Here is a 23,257-nt window from a genome sequence, read left to right as displayed (position 1 = left end):
CTACGCCATGGGTCGAATTCATCTGAACATCCCACCCAAGACCTACAGCGAGGCTCTGATTGATCTGGCCGTGCAGGCCAATATCTCCATGCTCGGCGTCTCGACGTGCAAGGGAAACTCAAGGGGCGGGCTGAAGGGATCATTCACCCTGAATGAAGCCCTCGACCGGCTTCTGGATGACGCCAACTGCACCTGGCGCTTCGCCGGACGGGACGCTGTGCAGATCAGCGCCAGGCCATCGCCTCAAAGGTCTGTAGAGCCACCGGCGCAAGTGGGCGCTCCCCCGACCCTGATCGAAGAAGTCCTGGTGACGGCGACCAAACGCGTTCAGCGGGCTGATCGTCTGGCAACTGCGATCAGTGTCGTGCCGGGAGACCAACTGCGCGCCACGGGAACCACAGACCCCCTTGAGACCACCGGTCAGCTGGCTGGCGTCCAGACAACAAATCTCGGGCCTGGCCGGGATAAGCTGCTGCTGAGGGGCCTGTCGGACGGAGCCTTTACCGGACGGTCCCGCTCAACCGTGGGAACCTATCTCGACGACACGCCCATCAATTATAACGCGCCGGACCCTGACCTGCGCTTGATTGATGTGGCCCGGGTTGAGGTCATCCGGGGCCCACAGGGCGCCCTCTATGGTTCCGGCAGCCTTAGCGGCCTCTACCGGATCGTTACGGAGAGCCCCAAGCTCGATGTCCTGGCCGGGCGGGTCGGAGCCAGTACTGGCTGGACCCAGGGCGGCGCCCCGAGCACCGCGATTGAAGGGGTGCTCAATGCACCACTGATTGAAGGCGCAGCCGCAATCCGCCTTGCCGGCTATCGGGAGGTGCAGGGCGGCTATCTGGACAATACGCGGCTGGGCCGATCAGATGTGGACCGGACCACTCGGGACGGCGGTCGACTGTCCGTCAGCTACAGACCCAATTCGGTCTGGAGCTTTGGCCTGACCTCGACCGTCCAGCATCTGAAGACAGATGACACCCAGTATACGACGCCAACCCAGGCGCCAGGCCGGACCAGCGGCGTGGCAGAGGCCCATGACAATGACATTTCGCTGGTCAATGGATCTGTCCGCGGCAATTTCGGCTGGGGGGAACTGACCTCCACAACGGGATATGTGCGCCATGCCTATTCCAGCATCTATGATGCGACGCCGGTGGCGGGAATCTACACCCTGAACAACTCGTCGCTCGGGGTCTATTACGAGCTGACCCGCACGCAGATGCTGGTCCAGGATCTCGTATTGGCCTCTCCCGGACAGAAGCGGTTCGGTTGGGTGGTTGGCCTCTACGCTGCGGACATGCGCGAGTCGTCCCCTTCGCATCTTGATGCAGGTCCCACCCTCGGGCGGTTGAATGTGGTCTATCGTGAGGACAGATCCGACAAGATCCAGGAGTTCGCGGGCTATGGCGAGGCGACCTATGCCTTGACCCCCAACTGGACAGTCGCCGCTGGCGCCCGGATATTCAGCACAGCGGTCCACACCAATTCTGAGGTGACGTCAGAAAGATTTGAACCAAGATCACTGGAGCGGAATGCCCGCTATTCCGGCGTGTCACCCAAGTTCTCACTGCAATACGAACCGACCTCTGACATCCTGGTCTACGGAGTGATTTCGGAAGGGTACAGGGCAGGCGGGATCAACTCCGGCGGCGCCCGCCCCCTGCCCTCCAGTCGCGAAACCTTCGCCCCCGACCGACTGAAAAACTATGAGGTCGGACTGAAGCTGAAATCCCTGGATCGCCACATGGAATTGCGGTCAGCCCTGTTCCATGACATCTGGACAAATATCCAGACCGACCAGTTTCGCCCCTCCGGCATTCCCTACACCACCAATGTCGGCGATGCGGCCACCACAGGCCTCGAAGTGGAGTGGTCCTATGCCTGGGACTTCGGCCTCAGCCTTGAAGCCAATGGGCTCTATGCGCGGTCCCGGACCAGCAACGCCAATCCGGACTATGCGCCCCGGCTTACACAAAGCCTGCCGGGCGTACCCCAGGACGCCCTGAGCCTGATCGCCAGCTATCGTCGACCTGTTCTGAAGAACGCGACGCTCAACCTGGTCGGCGAAGTCAGCTATATCGGCAAGTCGCGGGTCACATTTGATCCTGCAAACTCGCCGACCATGGGCGGCTATTCCAGGGCCAAGCTGATTGCTGAGCTGAGAACCCCGCGATGGGATGGGCAGATTTTCATAACCAACCCGACCAATGAGGCTGGAGACACCTTTGCCTTCGGCAACCCCTTCAGTTTCAGTCAGGGCCAGCAGGCCACTCCGATGCGTCCCCGGACGATCGGCGTTTCACTTTCTGCAAATTTCTAGAAAAAGTTTGTTCCCGACATAGGGGTCCCCGCCCGCAGCGCCGTCTGATCATTGACGGCAGCTATCTGGAGAGGCTGGACGTCGGAACAGCCAGCCGAAGTCGGCTCGATCGCGATCTAACCGAGACGCGAACGCCACCAAGCTGAAGGCGGCCCTGACCGAAGAGAGCGGTCAGGGCCGTTCTGCCCCGCCCCAAGGGTGCACACTTTTGTGTGCGCCCAATTTTGGCTTGCAAAACCAGATTTTCCGTGGGATCAAAGCCACGTAACCGGAGATCTCCAGTCTCTGCACGAAACCGGCCCAGGCTCGCCCCTCTCTAATGGCGGTCCTGGGCCGCGTCGTTTCTGGTCAGTCCCTCAGACGCCAAGAGGTCGCCTTGACCGCAAAAGCCTTCGCAGATCTCGCCATAGATGAAGACCCATTCGCGCCCTGCCTCTGGGTGCCCAGCGAATGGTGGCCGCAATTCCTTACCGAGACCGACCGTAAGCCGAACGCCATAGGCGCCGCCATCTACCGGAACAAGACGGTTCGCGATGGCGGTCCCGGAACAGATTTCCAGACCGGCAGCGACCAGGGCGGATACCGCCGCCGTTAACCCTTGATCCGGGCGACCCAGGCCTCAGCGCTATCGACGACCGGCCCTGTGGCGTCGACCCGGGACCATGTGACCTGACCGACATCCCTGGCCATCTGCATCTGCAGGGTTTCAGCTGTCGCATCCGATGAGTCACTGACGCGCCCGTCGATCCTGTCGATCAGCACGTGGGAAGGCGCCTCCAGCCAGACCCCATGGAAGTCGACCCCGGCCTCCCGGGCGGCGATTTCGGCCCGTCGACGAAGAACCGGGTCAATGAAGGTGGCGTCCAGTATGACGGCGCGTCCGGCCCGGATGAGGCTGTGCACCTCTTCAAAGAGCACATCATAGACCCTGGCGTAGAAGTCGGGGGTATAGGTCGCTGCATCAAGCGCCTGCAGATGATCAACACCGGCCAGGCGCTTGCGGATTTCGTCGGTCCTGAGAACAACCGCCCCCGGGGCGGCGCCAAGGCCTGGGGCGATCATGCGGGCAAAGCTCGACTTGCCGGTTCCAGACAGGCCGCCAACAGCGCTGAGGCTGGGTGGGACGGGCGTCAGATGATCAATGGCGGCGTTCAGATAGGCGATGGCCGCTTCATCGTCCCCACTGTGCGCCTGGACATGGGCCCGGACCCCGGCGCGCACCGACATCATCAGCGGCAAGGCGCTGAGGCCCTCGTGCAGACCCATCCGCTCGGTCCGCGCCGCCTGGTCCAGATAGGCCGACAGCACCCGTACAGCGGCGTCCCTCCGGCGGCGGAAATCCAGATCCATCAGCAGGAAGGCCAGATCATACTGGACGTCTATGTCCGAGAGCATGTCGTTGAACTCGATGCAGTCGAACAGGATCGGCCTGCCGTCTTCGAGCAGTATGTTTCCCAGGTGCAGGTCTGCATGGCAGTGGCGGGCGAAGCCTGCGCTCCGGCGGGCGTCCAGCAGGGCCTCCCGTTTGAGATACTCCTCATCGGTCGCAGCAATCACCGCCTCGACAAGATCTGCGCCAAGGCGCGGCTTGAGTTCGCGCAGGAGATTGGCGTTGGAGTCGATGGTGAACTTCAGGGCCGCGCCCCCTCCCCCATTGGGCCTGAGGTCGGCCCTGGCATGGAGGTTGGCGACTTCCCGTCCCAGCGCGTCTGCCAAGGGGCCATCCACCGCCCATGGGCGCGCTGCGAGGACGGCCGTTTCATCAAAGCGGCGCATTTCCAGCAGGTACTCGATCGCCTCACCGGGGCCATCCAGCTCATAACCGGAAGGGCTCACTGAAATCCTGCGGACGGCGCGGTAGATGTCGGAGGCGGCGGCGCGATTGAAGCTCAGCTCCCGCTCCAGGGCCCAGTGGCGCAGATCCAGGGTTGAATAGTCCAGATAGCCCAGATCCACCCGCTTCTTGATCTTGTAGGCGACTTCCCCGGCCAGATAGACCCGCGCACAGGCGGTCTCGATCGCAAGGTCGGCGCGATCGGCGAACCACCGGTCAATACTCGCCTCTTCCGCATCCATCACGGATAGAGCCGTTCCGTTGTCCAGCCTGCGCCGGCGCGATGGAAGGACAGCCGCTCATGCAGGCGGAAGGGTCGATCCCGCCAGAACTCAAGGCTCTGCGGGGTCAGGCGGAAGCCCGACCAGTGCGGCGGCCGCGGCGCCTTGCCCAGACCGAACTTCAGGCCAAATTCTGCAATGCGCCGCTCAAAGGCCAGCCGGTCAGGGAGGGGCCGCGACTGCTCAGACGCCCAGGCGCCAAGTTGCGCAGGCCGCGCCCGGGTCGCCCAATAGGCGTCAGCCTCTTCGCCCGTAACCGGCGTGATCGCGCCACGAACACGAACCTGCCGCCGCAGGGACTTCCAGTGGAACAGCAGGGCGGCCTGGGGCTGGGCCGCAAGCTGCTGACCCTTGGCGCTGCCGAGGTTTGTGTAGAAGACAAAGCCGTCGGGACCAGCGTCCTTCAGCAGGACCATGCGGACATCCGGCAGACCGGTTTCATCCACCGTCGCCAGCGCCATGGCGTTGGGGTCATTGACCTCCTTGGCTGTCGCCTCGGCAAGCCAATGGCTGAACAGGTCCATGGGGTCTTCTGCGGTCAAGGGCGGCAGATCAGCAGCGGCCACGGACTTCAGATATTCGTCCTCGGTCGGCGAATGCGGAATGGTGGGTTTGTCTGACATGAGGCCGATATAGAAGGTCTGATCGCGGTCGTCAGGCTGTTTAGACCCGGGATCGCCGAATTCAGGCCTTGGCCTTGGTCTCCACCGTCGCAGGCGCCGCCTTGAGCAGTTCGTAGGCGGCTGAGAGATGTTTCACCAGGGATTGCATCTCGCTGACCGGCATGGCCCGCCGGCAGGCTGTGAGGCCGAAGTCCAGCGACTCTCCATAGCTCTGCACCGTCACGTTCAGGGCCATGCCATGGTAGGGGATCGAGACCGCATAGGCGCTCAGCATCTTCGCCCCCGCCAGATAGAGCGTGACCGGCGAAAACGGCACATTCGAGACAACGACGTTGGCCTGGGGCGGCGCGCGATCGGCAAGGCCGGATCGGCCATAAAGGGATGCAAAGCCTCCCATCATCCAGGGTGATCCCAGCACGGGCATATCGGTGGGAATTGCGCCGCGGATACTGTTGACTACGCCCTTGCTTGCCGTCGAAGACGCCTTGATGGCCTTGAACCTTTCACCCACATCACTGACGTCCGTGGCCAGGCTCACGGTCATCATCGAGACCTGGTTGTTCATGGTCGCGTCGCCAGCTTCCCGCAGGCTGACCGGCACCGCGGCCACGAGAGATCCTTTTGGCGCTCCACCACGTTCGTCCAGGAACGATTTCATGGCCGTGCTGCACAGGGCCAGAACCGTGTCATTCAGCGTGCCGCCATGGCGCTTTCCCATGGCCTTGATCTCTGCAATCGGCGCCGTGAAGGTGGCGTAGGACCGCTGGTTGGTGATCGAGGCGTTGAACAGGGTCCTCGGCGCCGGCGCGAGACTCTTCAGGCGACCCTTCAGATCGCCGCCGGTGACCACTTCCTTGGCCAGGGCGCCAATGCCCTTGGCGGCGCCCGGCAAGGCCTTGATCAGGTTGAAATAACTGCGGGCGGCATTGCTGACGCCAGCTTCCATCATTTCGGTGACGCCCAGCTGGTACTGATGGCGCTTGGGACGCTGGGGCGTATCAAACACGCGAACTTCCGGCGTCAGGTCATAGATCGCCCGCGCCAGCTCGGCGCCAGACTGACCATCAAGGGCCGAGTGGTGCCCCTTGAAGTAGTAGGCGGCCTTCCCGTCCTCGAGGCCCTCGATCACATAGGCTTCCCAAAGCGGACGGCTGCGGTCCAGCAGGCTTGAATGCAGTCTTGCGACCAGGGCCTCAAGCTGGAGCCGGGTTCCCGGCTTGGGCAGGATGACGTGGCGGATGTGGTAGTCGAAGTCGACGTCATCGTCCTCGATCCAGACAGGATCGGCCAGTTCAAAGGGCATGGGGGCCAGCTTGTGCTGGAAGATCCGCGAAATGTTGGAGCGATTGATCAGCATCGCCTTCACATCGTCGTAGAAATTGCCGGCATAGCCGTCGGGCAGTTCAAGCAATGTCAGGCTGCCCACATGCATGGGCGTTTCAGGGGTTTCCAGATGAAGGAAAGACGCATCCAAACTGCTTAAATGCTGCACCCCGAGGCCTCCCAGCGCTCAATTGTTTGAAGGATAGAAGCCCGGACTTGAGCATAAGTCGATGGGATATTTGGGGTTTACGCAACGGTTCGGTGCATTCTAGGCTCTTGTAGCAGTCAGACCGTGGTTCTGACGCGAAGGAGATCTCATGCCCGCTGCGTTTTCGCCGTTTGATCCGATCAAGGCGCCCTCAAATTTTCTGACCCTGACCGAATTCCACCGGGCGATGTTTGAGTTCTCCACGCTTCCGATCGCGACGCCTTTCCTGTCCAAGGCCCCAAAGGGTGATGGCCACGCCGTGCTTGTCCTCCCCGGGTTCGTTGCAGGCGACACCTCGACGGATCCGCTCCGGAGATATCTGAAATTTCTGGGATATGACGCCCACGCCTGGGAGCTGGGCCGCAATTTCGGCCCCCACGCCATTGGCCGCGAGGGCGAAAAGCTCATGAGCCGGTTCAGGGACATTGCAGAAGCCTCTGACGGCAAGGTCAGTCTGGTGGGGTGGAGCCTCGGCGGCGTCATGGCCCGCGAACTGGCCAAGCAGGTTCCCGATCAGGTTCGGCAGGTCATAACCCTGGGCTCGCCGTTTACGGGCGATCCCTTCGCCTCCAAGCCGTCAAAGCTCTACCAGTTCATCACGGGAGAACTCGGCGAGGACTTCGAGGAAAGGCTGAAGGCCAGTGCAGAGCCGCCGCCCATGCCCTCCACCTCGATCTACTCCAAGGGTGACGGGGTGGTTCCCTGGCGCAACTGCATCGAGAAGGCCGCCCCGCAGACGGACAATATCGAAGTCTATGGCAGCCATTGCGGCCTTGGGGTGAACCCTGCCGTTCTCTTCGCCATCGCCGATCGTCTGGCCCAGCCGGAAGGTGACTGGAAACCCTTTGTCCGGTCCAGCTGGCGCAATGCGGTCTACCCCTTTTCAGGGCACCTCAACTAGCGACCGGGGCTAGATCGCCCGCATGCGGTTATTGCGGGGGTTGTGCTCAACCTCGGCCAGTCCCAGCCGCTCCATCAGCGGCGGCACATACATGCCGAAACGACCGCGGAAGCCCTTCTTCAGGCCGTACCAGCCTCCGACGGGATTGTCGGAAGAACGGCCCCAGGCCTCGACGGTTCCGGGCCTGGCGTCCTTCTGCTCGTCCGCCGAACCCAGCTCCATCCAGTCGCCATGCGCCTTGAGCATGGCGTGGAGATCCTCAAGGCACCGGGCGTCATAGTGCAGGATGGTCTTGCCCACGGTGCAGACCAGTATGTCCCGTCCATCACGGTGATCGCGATGCATGGTGAAGTCGGAACTCAGAGGCGGGGTCTGCAACAGCCAGGGATCGTCTTTGGTTCCGGTTCCAGTAGCCGTCATTTCGCTGCTCCTCCAAAGGTAAGCGTCGCCGGGTCGAAGGGTTGGATTTCGCTGCCCATATCCACCATCACGACCATGTCTGGCCGGCCTTTGGCCACATAGAAGTAACGGTCACCAACCTGGCCCACGCCCAGGGCGCCGCAGGGCTCGTCCACTTCCCCGGCCTGGAAGGCCTTTCCAGCGACGCCGGTCGGCTCGAGGGCATAGGCGCGGGCGCCGGGATAGGGTCTGGCCGGGTGGGCGACAAAGGCGCAGCTTGCGGTGGCGGAGCCCGGAGACTCCTTCCTCACCGCCGGAAGGATGGACGTAAGTCCCGCCTTTACGGGCTTGGCGAAGGTCCTCAGGGCCAACCGGCGCTCGACGCCATCGGATCCCCTGGTCTCAAGCCAGAAGCCGGGCAGTCCAGTGTCTCCGACCAGGCGGGTTTCGGTTGCATCACGCCTGCAGTCAAAGCCGCTCAGGGACATTGGACCAGCCTTGACGGTCGTCCACTTGCAGGCCGCAAACTCCGGAGCAGACTGGAGTATGGATTTCGGGGCCGCCAGCGTCGGCGTCGCAACCAGGGCAAGGCTTGCAGCCAGAAAGAAGACGCGCATCAACAGCTCCTTTTTCAGGGAGGCTGCCGGACTCCGGCTCAATCTGCAAGCCGGAGACTGTATGATGTCACCGTGACACAGGGGGTCGAGGTCAGGTGGCCTGCCGGACCTTGGGCCTGACCCCCGCAACGGCGATCAGGCTTTCAACGCAATCGCGTATCGAGTCGTCCAGGGGACGGAAGGTCACCCCCACGGCATTGCGGATGCGGTCATTGCGCAGCTCCGCCTGGGCCCAAATTCCCCGGAACTCAGCCTCCCGGGCCTGAATTCGTTCTGGAAAGGGGTCGATCAGAACTGGCGGGGCCAGGCCGATTTCCGGCAGGAGCCGGTCTATGTCTGCGCAGATGTCCTCGACATTCCGGGCGTCCGTGGACCAGGCGATGTACCGCTCGCCATTGCGCACGGAACTGCTGGTCAGCAGGCCGATGTGGCAGAGGGCGTCATCACGGACGTCCACGGTCATCCATGGGCGATAGGCGCCGTTCTGCTGATACTCGCCGAGCAGCATGGTTTCGATGAAGTGTTGCCAGGGCCCCATGTCCTTCTGGTGGGCCGACTGGATCGGTCCGACATTATCGCCGGGACAGCAGGTAATGGCGTCCCAGTTCCCATTCTTTTCGGCGGCTTCAGCAAAGGCCCGCTCGGCGATGAGCTTGCCCATGGAATATCCCTGCCCGCGCTCTGGCGTCCGCTTGGGGTTCATCTCGTCAGGATAGCGGTCCTCGTAGAAGACGGGGCGGCGGACCACTTCCTTCAGATCAATTTCGGAAATGATGGCGGCAATACTCGATGTGACGACGACCCGCGAGACGCTGCCTGATTCATTGACGCTGGCGATGATGTGATCGCAGACCCGGGCGACATAGGCCGGATCATCATAGCCGCTGACGTGGGAAATGTGGGCTACGCCGTGGCAGCCCTTGAATATCTCGTCATAGCAGCCGTCCTGGTCCAGATCGGCGGCATGGAGGGTCAGGCGGCCGGAGGCATAGCCCGGCATGGCCTTCAGAAAATCTGTCCGCTTTGGATCATCAACATTGCGGACACAGGCGCGAACCCGGAACCCCTGTTCGAGCAGGAGTCTGACTGTCCAGCCGCCAAGGAAGCCGGCCGCTCCGGTGACCGCAACGGTTCCGCGCCTGGGGATGGGGGCCATGATCGTCTCCTGAAGAAAGCCAGGATGTCATGTGGGCCGGGTTTGACCCGCAGAGTCAAATGGCCTCTGGCCTAACCGGCAGACTGAACCTGGTCCTGCAACTGGCTCTGGAGCTCTCGGGCCGGCGATGGGCCGCTTCGGCGCGTAATCTCGAAGCCGCGGATCAGGGTGCGAAGGTCCACGGCCAGCCCCTTGAGCGACTGGGTGGAGGACGTGGTCTTGTCGACCATTGTGGCGTTCTGCTGGGTGACCCTGTCCATCTCGCTGACCGACAGGTTGACCTCCTGCAGGGCCGCCGACTGCTGTTGGGACGAGACCGAGATCGCACCGACCAGCTGATCTATCTCCATGACCTTATCGACAATGCCCCGCAGGGCCTGGCCGGTCTGGTCCACCAGGGCGACCCCCGCCTCGACCTGGCGGGCCGACTGGGAAATGAGGGTCTTTATCTCCTTCGCCGCATCCGCCGACCTCTGGGCAAGGGCCCGGACCTCCGAAGCAATGACCGCAAAGCCACGCCCGGACTCCCCTGCCCGCGCCGCTTCAACGCCGGCATTGAGCGCCAGCAGATTGGTCTGCAGGGCGATATTGTCGATGACGCCGATGATCTGCGCGATCTGTCCTGCCGACGTCTCGATCTTCCCCATGGCCGCGACCGTCTGATCCACCACAACGCCGGAGTGTTCGGCCTGGGCCTTGGCTTCGCTGACCACATCGCTGGCCTTCCTTGAGCCGGCGGCGGAACTCCTGACGGTGACCGTGATTTCCTCGAGCGCTGCCGCTGCTTCTTCCAGGGTGGCCGCCTGGCGCTCGGTGCGCCTGGACAGGTCTTCGCAATCGACCCTGATCTCCTCCACCCCCTGGTAGATGGACCGGGCATTCAAGGCGACATTGAGCATGGCCCCGTCCAGCGCCTCGGTGGCGCCGTTGAAGTCATTCTGCAGAGCTTCGAACTCCGGACTGACCTTCCTTGTGATCCTCGACGTCAGATCACCACCCGCCAGCTTTGAAAGGGCGGCCCGCAGTTCGTGGACCAGGGCTGACTGATTGGCTTCATTCTCCGCCCGGATGGCCTCGAGCCGATCACGTTCCTCCTGCAGGGCGTCCATGTAGACGGTGATGGCGATGCTCATGTCCAGCATGGCCGCCTTGATGAAACTGGACACGGCCTCGCCGGCCTCGTCTGCGCCCTCTACCGGGCCGTCCTCCGAACCTGGCCAGTGGGCCTTCACCATGGCGCGAACCATGTGGTCGGCGACATTGGCGTAGCCGCCTATGTACCAGCTGGGATCAAGCCCGATCCTGGCATGGGCGCGGCCTATGGCGCGTACGCCAGCTTCGTAGTCGGCCCCATAGACACCGCTGGCTATGGTCGCCCAATGTTTCTCCTGCAGGCCGGCTGCGGCCGCCATATGCCCGTCATCCTTGAAGAAGGCCTGAGTATGCGGATAGTCCCGGACCCTTGCATAGAAGGCGTCCAGGGCAGCGGGGATTTCCGCCTTGATGAAGTCCTGATTGCCGCGCAGCGACTTTATGGCTTTTGGATCCAGGCCGACAAAAGCCTGCTGGGTCGCCAGGGATTCTCTGCTCATAACCACGTCCCGGTTCGGTCGCTGCGCTGATGGTCCTGCGCGCGCCTGGATTGAGGGCTGCCGCAATTTGCCCCACACCCTCAGGCTGTCAGTCGCAGGCCCTAAGTTGTGGTTAAGGGCGCCCTTGGGGCTCCCCATTCTGAGGAATTGCGACCACAGGTCGCAGAAGACTTGCCCTGCCCCGGCGCGGCGCTAGGGTTGGCCAAAAGGGAGACGATGGAATGACAACGCGCGGAACCATGACCCCGAGGGCGATGAGCGATGGCGCATCCATCGGCGTCTACCACGTGGACCCCAGGGGGACCCGGAAGGGCGGACTGGTCCTCATCCAGGAAATCTTCGGGGTCACCGACCATATCAAGGAGCTCTGCGACGGCTATGCCGAAGACGGCTACGAGGTCCTGGCCCCGGCTCTCTACGACCGGGTCGCTCCGAATTTCCAGGCCACTTACGAGCCAGACGACATCCAGAAAGCCATCAAGGTCGCGCGGGAACTGCACTCCTTCCCCCAGGCCATGAACGACGTCCAGACCTGCATAGACGCCCTGAAATCCACGGGCCCCGTATTCATCACGGGCTATTGCTACGGCGGCAGCATGGCCTGGGCCATGGCCTGCCGTTCCCCGGACCTCGCCGCTGCATCCGGCTATTACGGCAGCATGATCCCCGGCATGGCGGACCAGACCCCCAAGTGCCCCACCATCCTGCATTTTGGCCGCAACGATCACGGCATCCCCATGGAGGGGGTGGAAGCCGTCGCCGCCAAACATCCTGAGGTCGCCGTGCATGTTTACGAGGCAGGGCACGGCTTCAATTCCGACCGCAGGACGGACTACCACCCCGAGAGCGCGATCCTTGCGCGGGATCGGACCCTGGCGCTCTTTGCGGCCAACGGCGGGTAGGGTATTAGCGACGCAATGTCGCACAATACCTTTGGCCACCTTTTTCGAGTCACCACCTGGGGCGAAAGCCACGGCCCGGCGCTCGGCTGTGTTGTCGATGGGTGCCCCCCCGGGCTCCCGCTGACCGAGGCCGATATCCAGGTCTGGCTTGAGAAGCGTCGCCCAGGTCAGGGCAAGTTCGTCACCCAGCGCCAGGAACCTGATGCCGTGAAGATCCTGTCGGGCGTCTTTGAAGACGACCGGACAAATGGCCAGGTCACGACCGGCACGCCGATCTCGATGATAATCGAGAATGTCGACCAGCGCAGCCGGGACTATTCGGAAATCGCCCAGGCCTTCCGGCCTGGCCATGCCGACTATGCCTATTTCGCCAAGTATGGCGTTCGGGACTATCGGGGTGGCGGACGGGCATCCGCCCGTGAAACCGCCGCCCGGGTCGCCGCAGGCGCAATTGCGCGCAGGATCCTTGAGGGCGTCACCATCCGGGGCGCCGTGGTCCAGATCGGGCCCCACGCCATCAATCGTGACCGCTTCGACTGGAGCCAGACCGAGGAAAACCCCTTCTGGTGTCCGGACCCCGAAATGGTTCCGGTCTGGGAAGAGCACCTGGAGACCATCCGCAAGGCGGGCTCATCGACGGGCGCCATTGTCGAGGTGGAAGCCATCGGCGTTCCCGCAGGCTGGGGCGCACCGATCTATGGCAAGCTGGACGCCGAGCTCGCCGGCGCCCTCATGTCGATCAACGCCGCCAAGGGTGTGGAGATCGGCGCCGGCTTTGGGTCTGCGGCCCTGACCGGCGAGGAAAACGCCGACGAAATGCGGGCCGGAAATGACGGCCCCCTGTTCCTGTCCAACAAGGCAGGCGGGATTCTGGGCGGGATATCCTCCGGCCAGCCCGTTGTTGCGCGGGTGGCCTTCAAGCCGACCTCATCCATCCTGACCCTTCGACGCACGCTCAATGAAGCCGGCGAAGACGTCGACCTGCGCACCAAGGGGCGACACGATCCTTGTGTCGGCCTTCGGGCGGTCCCGGTTGTCGAGGCCATGATGGCCTGCGTCCTGGCCGACGCCTTTCTGCGCCATCGCGGCCAGGTGGGCGTCGGGCGCTGACTCCATGGCTCTGACCAGCCTCAATGTCCTGATTGTCGATGACAACGCCCATATGCGGTCCATGTTGCTGCAGGTCGTCAAGTCCACAGGCATTGGCCAGGTTCACCTGGCGGGCGACAGCGCCCAGGCCCTGCAGACAATCCGCGATCAGGATATCGACATACTGATCACGGACATGGCCATGGAGCCCTTCGATGGCATTGATCTTGTCCGTTTGATCAGGCGGTCACCGGACAGCGCCAAACCCATGTTGCCTGTGCTGATGATAACCGGGCACATGACCCTCAGCCGGATCCAGGAAGCTCGGGATGTCGGCGTCAACGAGTTCGTCGCCAAGCCGATCAGTGTGAAGGCCGTTCTGGAACGCCTCGAAGCCATTATCGAGCGGCCCCGGGACTTCATCCAGGCGCCTGACTATTTCGGCCCGGATCGACGGCGCAGGCGCGACCCCAACTATACGGGCCCCAAACGCCGGCGCGGCGAAGCGCAGGCCTAGAGGTTGAGGGCGCAGCTCTCGCCAATGGTCGGTCGCGATACGACCACCTTGCTGAGCCCCGGAAATTCAGCCTTCAGGCGCGCCGAGAAATAGAGGCACAGATGCTCCAGAGTCGGCCGTTCGAGACCCGGCTTTTCATTGAGCAGGCCGTGATCCAGTTCCAGGGCGACAGCCCGCAGGGCGGCGTCAAGATCAGCGAGATCCGCCACCCAGCCGACAGGATCGAGAGTCGGTCCGCGGACGCTGGCCTCGACCTTGAAAGAGTGGCCGTGCAGCCGCGAATACGGTCGATCCGTCGGACCATCCACGAGATAGTGCGCCGCGTCAAAGGTCGCGGACTTGGTGATTTCAAAGGTGGATTGGGTCATGAGGCCGGGCGTCAGAACGCCTATGGAATTCCAAGGTATTTGTGGGTTTGGACGCTTAAACGCCAACGGGGGTGGGTCAGGCAATAGGCGATCGCGGCCTGGGTGTTTGGAATGCGGTCCGGGCCGTCCATGGGCTGGAGCAGGAAACGCTCGAAATCCCAGGATTCGAAGGTCGAAGGATCGACACCCTTCTGCGGAAAAACAAGCTTGAGTTCCTGTCCTGATTTCTGGACCACGGGGGCCTGGGCCTTGGGACTGACGCAGATCCAGTCAACGCCATCCGGGGCCGCCAGAGTGCCATTTGTCTCCAGGGCGATGGAAAAACCCTCAGCATGCAGGGCCTCGATCAGGGCGTCGTCCACCTGCAGGAGGGGCTCGCCGCCGGTGCAGACCACCAGGCGGCCTTCATCGCCGCCCTCCCACTTTGCGGCAATGGTCCTGGCCAGGGACCGGGCATCGGCGAACCGGCCGCCCCCGACGCCATCCATGCCGACAAAGTCAGTATCGCAGAAGGTGCAGACCGCCGTGGCGCGGTCCTCTTCACGGCCAGACCACAGATTGCACCCGGCGAACCGGCAGAAGACGGCTGGCCGACCGGCCTGTCCGCCCTCACCCTGAAGGGTCAGGAAGATCTCTTTGACCGCATAACTCATGCCTGGGTCGCCACGCGGCCGGCCGCGTTCCATTCCTCATAGCCGCGAACCCGGAGTTCACAGGCCGGACAGGTCCCGCAGCCGTATCCCCAGGGCTTTCGTTCATCCCGATCACCGCGATAGCAGGTATGGCTGTGCTCGAGGATCAGTTCCACCAGGGCCTCGCCACCCAGAGATTTCGCCAGTTCCCAGGTCTGGGCCTTGGTCAGCCACATGAGCGGGGTTTCGATGGAGAAGTCCTGGGCCATGCCCATGTTCAGGGCCGTCTGCAGGGCGTCCAGACTGTCGCGTCGGCAGTCGGGATAGCCAGAGAAGTCGGTTTCGCACATGCCGCCAACAAGAACCGATTGACCCCGACGGTCAGCCAGGGCGGCGGCATAGGTCAGGAAAACAAGATTGCGGCCGGGCACAAAGGTGTTCGGCAGACCCTTTTCAGTGACCTCGAAGGCGCGATCTTCGGTCATGGCCGTCTGGCCCAGGGCGCCAAACCCTTGAATGTCGACCACGTGATCTTCCCCGAGACGGGAGGCCCAATCAGGAAACCTAGCCACCAGTTCCTGACGCACCACCTGCCGCTGGGCCATTTCGACACCGTGCCTCTGACCGTAATCAAAGCCTACGGTTTCAACCTGCTGATAGCGCGCAAGCGCCCAGGCCAGACAGACGCTGGAATCCTGGCCGCCGGAAAACAGGACAAGGGCGCGGGTTGACGAAATCATGCCCCCATATGCGCGTCTGCAGTCCGATCGAAAAGGCCCGGCCTGCTGAAATCAGTGCAAATTCATTGCCTGGCTTAACCTCAAGGCAATTGCTCAGGGGGCACAAGATGGGGGAGTCTGCCCCAGTGAACGCGGTATTTTTTGCATGGCCCAGTCCAAGTTCTTCGTCGAGCGCGTGAACAGCGAAATCCGTCAGCAGATGGAGGGCGTCCTCGCTCTCGTTGACCGGCTGTCTCGACAGGGACTGAAGACCGAGGCCCAGGCTTGCCTTTCAGGGATTGGCGATGCGGCGGCAACCGTTCTGCAGATCGTCTCCGCCAGCCAGGATCTGAGCCAGGCATCGGAGAGCGGCCTGACTTTTTCCAGCGAACCCGTCGCCCTGCGCCTCGTGGCCGACGACCTGCAGAGCCGGTGGAGCGACCGCGCCGCCCGGGCAGGCCTGACCCTGCTTGTGTCCTATGACGGCGGGCCCCTTGAAACCGCCCAGATCGACCGCGAAAGGCTTCTGCAGGCCTTTGACGGTCTGATCGGACTAAGCCTGGCGGGCGCCCGCAGCGGCGCCATCGAGGCCTCATTGCACGCCAGCACCGAGGGCGACTTTCTGAGGCTCGAAGGCCGCGTGCGCGGCGGCGCCAACCGCAGCCTGGGCGATCAGGCCCTGGACATCCAGGAAGTCGAGGCGCTGTTCGGACTGGAGACGGCCCTGAGTCTCGCCCTGAGCCGCCAGGTCGTGGAAAGCCAGAGCGGAGGCCTGAGGGTAGAAGCCAATCAGGGGGGTGGCGACACCCTGGCTTTCGACATCCTTGCCCGCAAGGCGTCGGCGGAAGTGGCGGACATCATCCCGCCGAATGAGACGGTCGCGCACATTCTGGTGGTCGACGACAACGCCACCAACCGCATGGTCGCTGAAACGCTCTGCACCATGTTCGACTGCACCACCGAAGCTGTCGAGGACGGCCTGGAAGCCATTGAAGCGGCAAGGACTGGCCGGTTCGACCTGATCCTGATGGACATCAAGATGCCCCAGATGGATGGCGTCGAAGCGACGCGCCATATCCGCGCCCTGCCCGGCAAGGCCGGGATGGTTCCAATCATCGCCCTCACGGCCAATGCCGATCCCGAGGACTCAATCGCCTATCTGGCGGCCGGCATGAACGGCGTCGTGGAAAAGCCGATGAAGCCGGAGCACCTGCTGAAGGCCCTGCAGGACAATCTGGATTCCGAAGCCCAGGTAACCCAGGCGGCCTGATCCCGGCCTTTAGGGTCTAGCCCTCCAGCCCGCCATGATGGATGGTGTGGCGAGCACGAGGGGGACATCCGTGGCCAGTCTTTACGATCGCTATATCCTGCCGAAATTCCTGTCGACCGCCTGTGCAGGGCCTGGAATCATGGGCCAGAGGGCCAAGATCGTGCCCCAGGCTGAGGGCCGCATTCTGGAACTGGGCATAGGTATGGGTCTCAACCTCAGCTTCTATGATCCCGCCAAGGCCAGGGAAGTCATCGGCGTTGATCCTGCCCTGGAACTTCGGAACCTGGCCATGGCCGCCCCGCGCCCCGACGGACTCAAGGTCGAGGTCAACGAAGGAACCGCAGAAGCCCTGCCCTTCGAGGACAAGAGCTTCGATACTGTGGTCTGCACCTTCACCCTGTGTTCGGTCTGCACCCCGATGGCGGCCCTGGCTGAGGCCCGGCGGGTACTGAAGCCCGGCGGACGCATACTGTTCTGCGAGCACGGCGCGGCGCCTGATCCCGACGTCGCCAAATGGCAGAGACGCATCGAGCCCCTGTGGAAACGCCTGGCAGGCGGGTGCCACCTGACCCGCCCGGTTTCACCGGTCATCGAGGCCGCCGGGTTCAAGACCGACTGGCTGGAAACGCAATACCTGCCCAAGGCCCCCCGCTTCGCCGGTTGGATGGAGTGGGGCTCGGCCCGGCCGAACTGAAGGACCTGACATGCTGAGAATTGGACTTCTGGGCGCCTCCAGGATTGCGCCAGGCGCCGTCATGGAGCCCGCCGCAAAGCGCGACGACGTGACCATCACCGCCGTCGCCGCGCGCGATCCGGCCCGGGCGGCTGAGTATGCCGGGACCCATGGCATTGCCGCCGTAGCCGAGGATTACGCCGCCCTGATCGCCAGGGACGATGTGGACATTGTCTATAACGGCCTGCCTCCCTCGGGACATCTGGAGTGGACCCTCAGGGCTCTGGACGCCGGCAAGGCCGTTCTCTGTGAAAAACCCTTCGCCATGAACGCCGGCGAAGCCCGGACCATGGTCGATGCCGCCGCCAAGGCGGGTCTGCCCCTGATCGAAGCCTTCCACTATCGCTACCATCCCGTGATGCGGCAGGCGGTGGACATGGTCCGCTCCGGCGCCCTGGGATCCCTGCACCGCGGCTACGCCATGTTTGACGCCCCCATCCGCAAAACGCCAGACGAACTGCGCTGGCGGCGGGACCTGGGCGGCGGGGCCCTGATGGATCTGGGCTGCTATCCCATCCATGCCCTTCGCACCCTTTTCGGCGAAGAGCCCAAGGTGCGCGAGGCCCGGGGCCTCTTCGAAGATGGCGTCGACGCAAAAATGAATGCGGCCCTGATTTTTGGTGGCGGCATAGTTGCGGAAATGGCTACGGCCATGAAGGTCGAAAACTTCGGCGCCCGACTGACCCTTGGCGGGTCGAAGGGGCGGATGGAGATCATCAACTTCCTGGCGCCCCAGAGGGGATGCCGCTTCACCACAATCATCGACGGAGTCACCACCGAACACCCGACGGATGGCCCCACCACCTATGAGGCCCAGCTGGATCACGTGGTCGATGTGATGACCAAGGGCGTCACCCCGCTGACGGGAGGCGAGGACGGTGTCGCAAACATGGCGGTCATCGACGCCATCTATGCCGCCGCAGGCCGCAAATAGGCCATTGCCCGCCTTCGCCTTGACTTTGCCATAGGCGCCCCGGAAAACCGCCCCATCAACAGCGAGGCCGATATGAAGACTCACGCCCTGATCGCCGCAACCGCCGCCCTCTGCCTGTCGGCCTGCGACAAGCCCGCAGACCGGGCTCCTTCCATGGCAAAGGCCCCCACGCCAGTCGCCGGGCCCGAAGTGCCTGTGGCGCCGGGCGTCCATGCTGTGCCTGCCTGGGCCGTTGGCTTGATTGGAAAGACCTTCAAGGACGCCTACCCCGGCGCGCCCGGCGACTGCCTGGGCAATACGGACGCCATCAACGGCAAGACCGAAGCCGGGACCGAAATCCTCGGCTGGGGCTGGGATTCCGCCGCTGCGGCAGTCGCATCACGGATCCTGCTGGTGGACGCCGCGGGCGCCATTGTCGGCGCCGGCGAAACCGGTCTTCCCCGGGAAGACGTGATCAAGGCCATGCCCCAGGTCACGTCCAAGACCCCCGGCTGGTCGGCCTTCACCGTTGCGACGACCGGCGAGATCAAGGCCTACGGCCTCATCGCCGACGGCAAGAGCGTCTGCCCCCTGGGCGGCATCAAGCTGTAGGTCGGGAATTCACCGAAGGCCCTGGTAGCTGGGGGCGGGATCGAACCGCCGACCTGTGGGTTATGAATCCACCGCTCTAACCATCTGAGCTACCCAGCCGCCGGGCCATTCGGCGAGGGGCGGTTTATAGGGTTTCACCTTCGCCGCATCAAGCGGCTTGGGCGATAAGGATTCTCAAGCCTGTGCGCGTTCCCTTCAGACGCAATCGTCTGAAGGAAAAACTGCGCACAAAGTCTTGGGCTTAGAGCATGGTTTGATCCGATAACCGGTTCCCACTTATCGGACCATGCTCTAGTCTCTTTCTTGCAATGAGCGTGCTCCATCTCCTCGGGACGGCCGGCGAAGGCGGCGCGGAAACCTATTTTCTCGAGCTTGCGCGGGCGCTCGCCCAGGCGGAAATCCCGCAAACAGCGGCGATCCGGGGCAATGCACGGCGGGAAGAGGTTCTGGATGACCTGGGCGTGGCCCGGCAGACCTTCCGATTCGGCGGCCCCCTCGACCTTTTCACCAGACCGCAGATCAAGCGATTCGCCCGCCAGCAGGATGTGAAGCTGGCCCTGGCCTGGATGAACCGGGCCGCGCGCCATACCCCGAAGGGCCCATGGGCCCGGGTTGGTCGACTGGGCGGATATTACAATCTCAAATACTATCGGGGTTTCGACGCCCTGGTGGCCAATACCGAAGACATCGCCGAGTGGGTGGTGGGTCAGGGCTGGCCAGCGGGCAAGGTCCGCTACATCCCCAACTTCGCCGCCGCCCCGCCGGAGGCCGAACCCCTGGACCGCATGACCCTGCGGACCCCTGACAATGTCCCCCTGCTGCTGGCCATGGGCCGACTGCATGAATCCAAGGCCCATGATGTCGCCCTCCAGGCCCTGACCCAGATCCCGGACGCCTTTCTCTGGATCGCCGGCGTCGGGCCCCTCGAAGCCAAGCTCAAGGCCATGGCCGAGGCCCTGGGCGTCCAGACCCGCGTGCGGTTCCTGGGCTGGCGCACGGACGCCTCGGCCCTCTACCGCACGGCCGACATCTGCCTTTTCCCGTCGCGCTATGAACCCCTTGGCAATGTGGTGATCCAGGCCTGGGCTCATGGCCTGCCCGTCGTCGCTGCGGCCAGTCAGGGTCCCTCGGCCCTGATCCGCGATGGCGAGGACGGCCTGCTGGCGCCCATAGACGATGCTGAGGCCCTGGCCGCCGCCGTTCAGCGCCTGCTGGATGATAGCGACCTGCGCCGGCGGCTGGCCGCCAGAGGCGTTCTGCGGGTCGCCATGGAATTTTCCCAGGCCGCCGTGGTTCATCAGTGGCGCGACCTGTTCTCTGATCTCGGCGCCCTCTGATGTGCGGCATTGCCGGGGTCCTGCACGGGTCGGTCTCGGCCCGCGCCCTGATCGACACGCTTCAGCATCGGGGCCCGAACGGCATTCGGGTGGAAGACCTGCCCGGCGCTTCCCTGGCTCACGCCCGCCTGTCGATCATCGATCTGGAGGGCGGCTGGCAGCCCCTGCATGCCGCGGGATCCACCGTCATCGGCAATGGCGAGGTCTATAACTATCTGGAGCTGGCTGACCAATTCGGCCTCAAGGACGTCCTGACCACCGGCTCAGACTTCGAACCCCTTCTCCACCTTTATGGGAAGGAAGGTCCGGCGGCCTTTGACCGGCTGAGGGGCATGTACGCCTTCTGCCTGATCGGGGCGGATGGCCGGACCTGGCTGGTCCGCGATCCCTTTGGCATCAAGCCGCTCTACATCCTGCAGAAGGATGGCGCCGTCCTGTTCGCCTCCGAACCCCGGGCCTTTCTGGAATCCGGGCTGGTGGAGGCCAGGGCTTCGGAAGACGCCGTGCAGGAGCTGCTGGCCTTCAACTATACCCTTGGCGAGGGCTTGATCTTCGAAGGCGTCCAGCGCCTGGCGCCCGGGGCCATTGTCGAGGTCGTGGACGGCAGGCTGATCCCCCACGGACGCCGCCCGGCCTTGCCCGCCCAGCCGCCCCGCCGGGAAACCGACGGGTCGGCCCTGGTGAAGCGCCTGGACGCCGTGCTGGAGGACAGCATCAAGGTCCACCAGAGGTCCGACGTCCCCTATGGCCTCTTCCTGTCCGGCGGCGTCGACTCGGCTTCTGTCGCCACCCTTATGTCGCGCCTGAATGAGCGGCCGGTCACCGCCTTCACCTGCGGCTTTGACGCGCCTGGCGCAAGGGATGAGCGGGCCAAGGCCGAGCGGGTCGCGCTGGCGCTCAACCTCGACTGGCGCGAGACCCTGTTTACCGAGGCGGACTTCTGGGAAATCCTGCCCAAGGTGGCCTGGGCCATGGACGATCCCACCGCAGACTATGCCGCCCTGCCAACCTACAAGCTGGCGCAGGCGGCCAGGGGAACCCTGACCGTCGTCCTGACGGGCGAAGGGGGTGATGAGCTGTTCGGCGGCTATGGCCGGTATCGGCGAGCCCTCCGCCCTCGCTGGCTGGGCGGTCGCTCCACGGCGCCAAGGGCCGACAATGCCGGCGCCGTCGACCGGTGGAATGCGCAGGCGAAGGCGCCCAAGGGGCTCTCACGGCTCCAGCAGGCGCAATGGGCCGACGTGGCCACCTGGCTGCCCAATGACCTGCTGCTCAAACTGGACCGTTGCCTCATGGCCAATGGCCTGGAGGGCCGCACCCCATTCCTTGATCCCGCAGTCGCCGATTTCGCCTTCACCCTGCCCGACCAGTTCAAGGTGCGTGGGCGGTATGGAAAGTGGCTGGTGCGGACCTGGCTGGAGGGGGTCTGCCCCGCCGCTGATCCCTGGGCCCGCAAGCAGGGCTTCACTGTGCCGGTGGCCACATGGATTGCCCCGAAGGCCCATGAGATCGCTGAACGGATCAGCCGACTCGAAGCGGTAAAAGCCGTCCGGACGCCAGAGGCCGCACGCGCGAGCCTGACAGCGGGCGAAGGCTGGCCCCTGCTCTTCCTTGCCGTCTGGTCGCAGATTCACCTTGAAGGGGCGTCGCCCTCAGAGGCCCTGGAGACCTGCGTCGGGCGCCTTTAGGCCCAGGCGGGCGCAGACCTCTTCGCCAATGGCCAGTGAACTGGTCAGGCCGGGGCTCTCAATGCCGAACAGGGTGACCAGTCCCTCCAGGCCGTGGGCCGCAGGGCCATCGATCCGGAAGTCCGGCTGGGTCTCGCCGGGTCCGTGAAGCTTGGGCCGGATCCCGGCATAGTCAGGGTTCAGCGAACCGTCGGGCAGGCCAGGCCAGAACTTGCGGACATAGGTATAGAAATCCCCGGCCCGCGCCGGATCGACGCTGTAGTCCAGCTCATCCACATAGGCCAGGTCAGGGCCGAACACGGCCTGCCCGCCAAGGTCCCGGCGATAGTGGGTGCCGAGGGCGCCCGGGATTGGCGGCGGATAGATCAGGCGGGCGAAGGGCGCCTTGCCCGACAGGCGGAAATAGACCCCCTTGCCATAGTGAAGGGGCGGAATGGTCTCCATCGGGAAGCCGTCGATCGTGGCGGCGACCGCCTGGGCGGACAGGCCCGGCGCCGTGACCAGCAGGCGGGCGTCCAGGGTGGTCGGCTCCTCGCCTCCGGCCCGAACCCGCCAGCCGCCGCCCGGCAGGGCCGCAGCTCCGGTGAAGGGGGTCGAGGTGACAACCGCGCCGCCGCCGGCCTCGATCTCGCCCTGCAGGGCCAGCATATAGCCGTGGCTGTCAAAGACCCCGCTTTCCGGCGAGACCAGGGCGGCCATACAGTTGAGTTCCGGCTCAAGGGCCAGGGCCTGGGCGCCTGACATGTGCGCCATGCCCTCAACGTCATTGGCGAGCGCCTGGGCCATGATGCCGTCGAGCCTGGCGACCTCCTCATCACTGGTGGCCACAACCAGCTTGCCGCACTTGTCATAGGCGACCTTGTGGCTGTCCAGGAACCCGTAGAGGGCCCGCCGGCCCTGAACGCAGAGCCGAGCCTTCAGCGATCCCGTCGGATAGTAGAGACCGCCGTGGACAACTTCGGAATTGCGGGCCGATACGCCCTCCCCGATGATCGGGCCGGCCTCCAGTACGGCGACAGTCAGGCCGCGACGCTTCAGGGCATAGCCACAGGCCAGGCCTACGGCTCCTGCTCCCACCACGACGGCGTCGAAATCAAACTGGCTCATATCCCCGGACTAACCCATGCCGGGGCGTATGCAAATCTTGAGGGGCGGACTAGGGTCGGGCCCGACGATTTTGCCTGCGGGAGGGACATTCATGCGACACCTGGCGGGAGGTG

The 23,257-nt window shown here is 63.9% G+C and carries 23 protein-coding genes and 1 tRNA gene; 12 read left to right on the top strand and 12 right to left on the bottom strand.

The features are described from left to right. Positions 1-7 precede the first annotated feature (7 nt). Positions 8-2,323 carry a TonB-dependent receptor gene (locus CFE28_05705; protein OYU69538.1) on the top strand — a complete coding sequence of 772 codons (2,316 nt, stop codon included), beginning with the start codon at positions 8-10 and terminating at the stop codon, positions 2,321-2,323. A gap of 319 nt (positions 2,324-2,642) precedes the next feature. Continuing rightward, positions 2,643-2,918 carry a hypothetical protein gene (locus tag CFE28_05700; protein ID OYU69537.1) on the top strand — a complete coding sequence of 92 codons (276 nt, stop codon included), beginning with the start codon at positions 2,643-2,645 and terminating at the stop codon, positions 2,916-2,918. Here CFE28_05700 and CFE28_05695 read toward each other — a convergent pair. The 3 genes from CFE28_05695 to CFE28_05685 all read right to left on the bottom strand — a co-directional run bounded on the left by CFE28_05695 (position 2,915) and on the right by CFE28_05685 (position 6,568). Then, positions 2,915-4,399 carry a gluconate kinase gene (locus CFE28_05695; protein ID OYU69536.1) on the bottom strand — a complete coding sequence of 495 codons (1,485 nt, stop codon included), beginning with the start codon at positions 4,397-4,399 and terminating at the stop codon, positions 2,915-2,917. The genes CFE28_05700 and CFE28_05695 overlap by 4 nt on opposite strands. After that, complete coding sequence (gene pdxH / locus CFE28_05690) at positions 4,399-5,061, bottom strand: pyridoxamine 5'-phosphate oxidase (protein OYU69535.1); 663 nt, start codon at positions 5,059-5,061, stop codon at positions 4,399-4,401. The genes CFE28_05695 and pdxH overlap by 1 nt, the downstream gene beginning before the upstream one ends. Positions 5,062-5,122: 61 nt before the next feature. Continuing rightward, positions 5,123-6,568: a wax ester/triacylglycerol synthase family O-acyltransferase gene (locus tag CFE28_05685; protein ID OYU69534.1), complete on the bottom strand. Its 1,446-nt coding sequence runs from the start codon at positions 6,566-6,568 to the stop codon at positions 5,123-5,125. Between the two features lie 133 nt (positions 6,569-6,701). Between CFE28_05685 and CFE28_05680 the strand changes: the two genes are divergently transcribed. Next, entirely contained in the window at positions 6,702-7,493 is a 792-nt protein-coding gene (locus CFE28_05680; GenBank protein ID OYU69533.1) for an alpha/beta hydrolase, read from the top strand. Between the two features lie 9 nt (positions 7,494-7,502). Here CFE28_05680 and CFE28_05675 read toward each other — a convergent pair whose 3' ends face one another. The 4 genes from CFE28_05675 to CFE28_05660 all read right to left on the bottom strand — a co-directional run bounded on the left by CFE28_05675 (position 7,503) and on the right by CFE28_05660 (position 11,395). Continuing rightward, positions 7,503-7,913 carry a hypothetical protein gene (locus CFE28_05675; protein OYU69532.1) on the bottom strand — a complete coding sequence of 137 codons (411 nt, stop codon included), beginning with the start codon at positions 7,911-7,913 and terminating at the stop codon, positions 7,503-7,505. After that, positions 7,910-8,509: a hypothetical protein gene (locus CFE28_05670; GenBank protein ID OYU69531.1), complete on the bottom strand. Its 600-nt coding sequence runs from the start codon at positions 8,507-8,509 to the stop codon at positions 7,910-7,912. The genes CFE28_05675 and CFE28_05670 overlap by 4 nt, the downstream gene beginning before the upstream one ends. Positions 8,510-8,600: 91 nt before the next feature. After that, on the bottom strand, positions 8,601-9,665 hold the full coding sequence (locus CFE28_05665) for a hypothetical protein (protein OYU69530.1): 1,065 nt from the start codon (positions 9,663-9,665) through the stop codon (positions 8,601-8,603). 71 nt (positions 9,666-9,736) lie between these two features. After that, positions 9,737-11,395, bottom strand: coding sequence for a globin-coupled sensor protein (locus CFE28_05660; protein ID OYU69529.1), 1,659 nt, complete (start codon positions 11,393-11,395; stop codon positions 9,737-9,739). A 101-nt stretch (positions 11,396-11,496) separates the two neighbouring features. Between CFE28_05660 and CFE28_05655 the strand changes: the two genes are divergently transcribed. Genes CFE28_05655 through CFE28_05645 form a run of 3 tightly spaced genes read left to right on the top strand, consistent with a single transcriptional unit; the run spans position 11,497 to position 13,765 of the window. After that, positions 11,497-12,159 (top strand): carboxymethylenebutenolidase, encoded by a 663-nt coding sequence (locus CFE28_05655; GenBank protein OYU71575.1) that lies wholly within the window; start codon positions 11,497-11,499, stop codon positions 12,157-12,159. A gap of 15 nt (positions 12,160-12,174) precedes the next feature. After that, a complete protein-coding gene (locus CFE28_05650) occupies positions 12,175-13,269 on the top strand; it encodes a chorismate synthase (protein OYU69528.1) in 1,095 nt (364 codons plus the stop codon). A 4-nt stretch (positions 13,270-13,273) separates the two neighbouring features. Continuing rightward, complete coding sequence (locus tag CFE28_05645; protein OYU69527.1) at positions 13,274-13,765, top strand: two-component system response regulator; 492 nt, start codon at positions 13,274-13,276, stop codon at positions 13,763-13,765. Here CFE28_05645 and CFE28_05640 read toward each other — a convergent pair. Genes CFE28_05640 through queC form a run of 3 tightly spaced genes read right to left on the bottom strand, consistent with a single transcriptional unit; the run spans position 13,762 to position 15,505 of the window. Continuing rightward, complete coding sequence (locus CFE28_05640; GenBank protein OYU69526.1) at positions 13,762-14,133, bottom strand: 6-pyruvoyl tetrahydrobiopterin synthase; 372 nt, start codon at positions 14,131-14,133, stop codon at positions 13,762-13,764. The two genes, CFE28_05645 and CFE28_05640, sit on opposite strands and share 4 nt — an antisense overlap. 20 nt (positions 14,134-14,153) lie before the next feature. Then, positions 14,154-14,786 (bottom strand): 7-carboxy-7-deazaguanine synthase, encoded by a 633-nt coding sequence (gene queE / locus CFE28_05635; GenBank protein ID OYU71574.1) that lies wholly within the window; start codon positions 14,784-14,786, stop codon positions 14,154-14,156. Further along, positions 14,783-15,505, bottom strand: a complete 723-nt coding sequence (gene queC / locus CFE28_05630; protein ID OYU69525.1) for a 7-cyano-7-deazaguanine synthase QueC — start codon at positions 15,503-15,505, stop codon at positions 14,783-14,785. The genes queE and queC overlap by 4 nt, the downstream gene beginning before the upstream one ends. Before the next feature lie 145 nt (positions 15,506-15,650). Between queC and CFE28_05625 the strand changes: the two genes are divergently transcribed. From CFE28_05625 to CFE28_05610, 4 genes are all read left to right on the top strand, one after another. Further along, positions 15,651-16,754: a hybrid sensor histidine kinase/response regulator gene (locus CFE28_05625; GenBank protein ID OYU69524.1), complete on the top strand. Its 1,104-nt coding sequence runs from the start codon at positions 15,651-15,653 to the stop codon at positions 16,752-16,754. A 37-nt stretch (positions 16,755-16,791) separates the two neighbouring features. Beyond that, positions 16,792-17,448: an SAM-dependent methyltransferase gene (locus CFE28_05620; protein OYU71573.1), complete on the top strand. Its 657-nt coding sequence runs from the start codon at positions 16,792-16,794 to the stop codon at positions 17,446-17,448. A gap of 10 nt (positions 17,449-17,458) precedes the next feature. Then, positions 17,459-18,421: a dehydrogenase gene (locus tag CFE28_05615; GenBank protein OYU69523.1), complete on the top strand. Its 963-nt coding sequence runs from the start codon at positions 17,459-17,461 to the stop codon at positions 18,419-18,421. A 72-nt stretch (positions 18,422-18,493) separates the two neighbouring features. Further along, positions 18,494-19,012 carry a hypothetical protein gene (locus tag CFE28_05610; GenBank protein OYU69522.1) on the top strand — a complete coding sequence of 173 codons (519 nt, stop codon included), beginning with the start codon at positions 18,494-18,496 and terminating at the stop codon, positions 19,010-19,012. A 22-nt stretch (positions 19,013-19,034) separates the two neighbouring features. On the opposite strand, the gene CFE28_05605 is transcribed toward CFE28_05610, so the two are convergent. Further along, positions 19,035-19,111: transfer RNA gene (locus tag CFE28_05605), tRNA-Met, on the bottom strand. Positions 19,112-19,320: 209 nt separating this feature from the next. Here CFE28_05605 and CFE28_05600 point away from each other — a divergent pair. Both CFE28_05600 and asnB read left to right on the top strand, forming a co-directional pair. Then, positions 19,321-20,349: a glycosyl transferase gene (locus CFE28_05600; protein ID OYU69521.1), complete on the top strand. Its 1,029-nt coding sequence runs from the start codon at positions 19,321-19,323 to the stop codon at positions 20,347-20,349. Continuing rightward, positions 20,349-22,037: an asparagine synthase (glutamine-hydrolyzing) gene (asnB, locus tag CFE28_05595; GenBank protein ID OYU69520.1), complete on the top strand. Its 1,689-nt coding sequence runs from the start codon at positions 20,349-20,351 to the stop codon at positions 22,035-22,037. The genes CFE28_05600 and asnB overlap by 1 nt, the downstream gene beginning before the upstream one ends. Here the strand turns inward: asnB and CFE28_05590 are convergent. Next, positions 22,002-23,144 (bottom strand): FAD-dependent oxidoreductase, encoded by a 1,143-nt coding sequence (locus CFE28_05590; GenBank protein OYU69519.1) that lies wholly within the window; start codon positions 23,142-23,144, stop codon positions 22,002-22,004. The genes asnB and CFE28_05590 overlap by 36 nt on opposite strands. Positions 23,145-23,257 lie beyond the last annotated feature (113 nt).

The organism is Alphaproteobacteria bacterium PA2 (genome assembly GCA_002256425.1).
In the GTDB taxonomy this organism is placed as follows: Bacteria; Pseudomonadota; Alphaproteobacteria; order Caulobacterales; family Caulobacteraceae; genus Phenylobacterium.
This window is presented reverse-complemented; position numbering and strand designations above follow the sequence as displayed.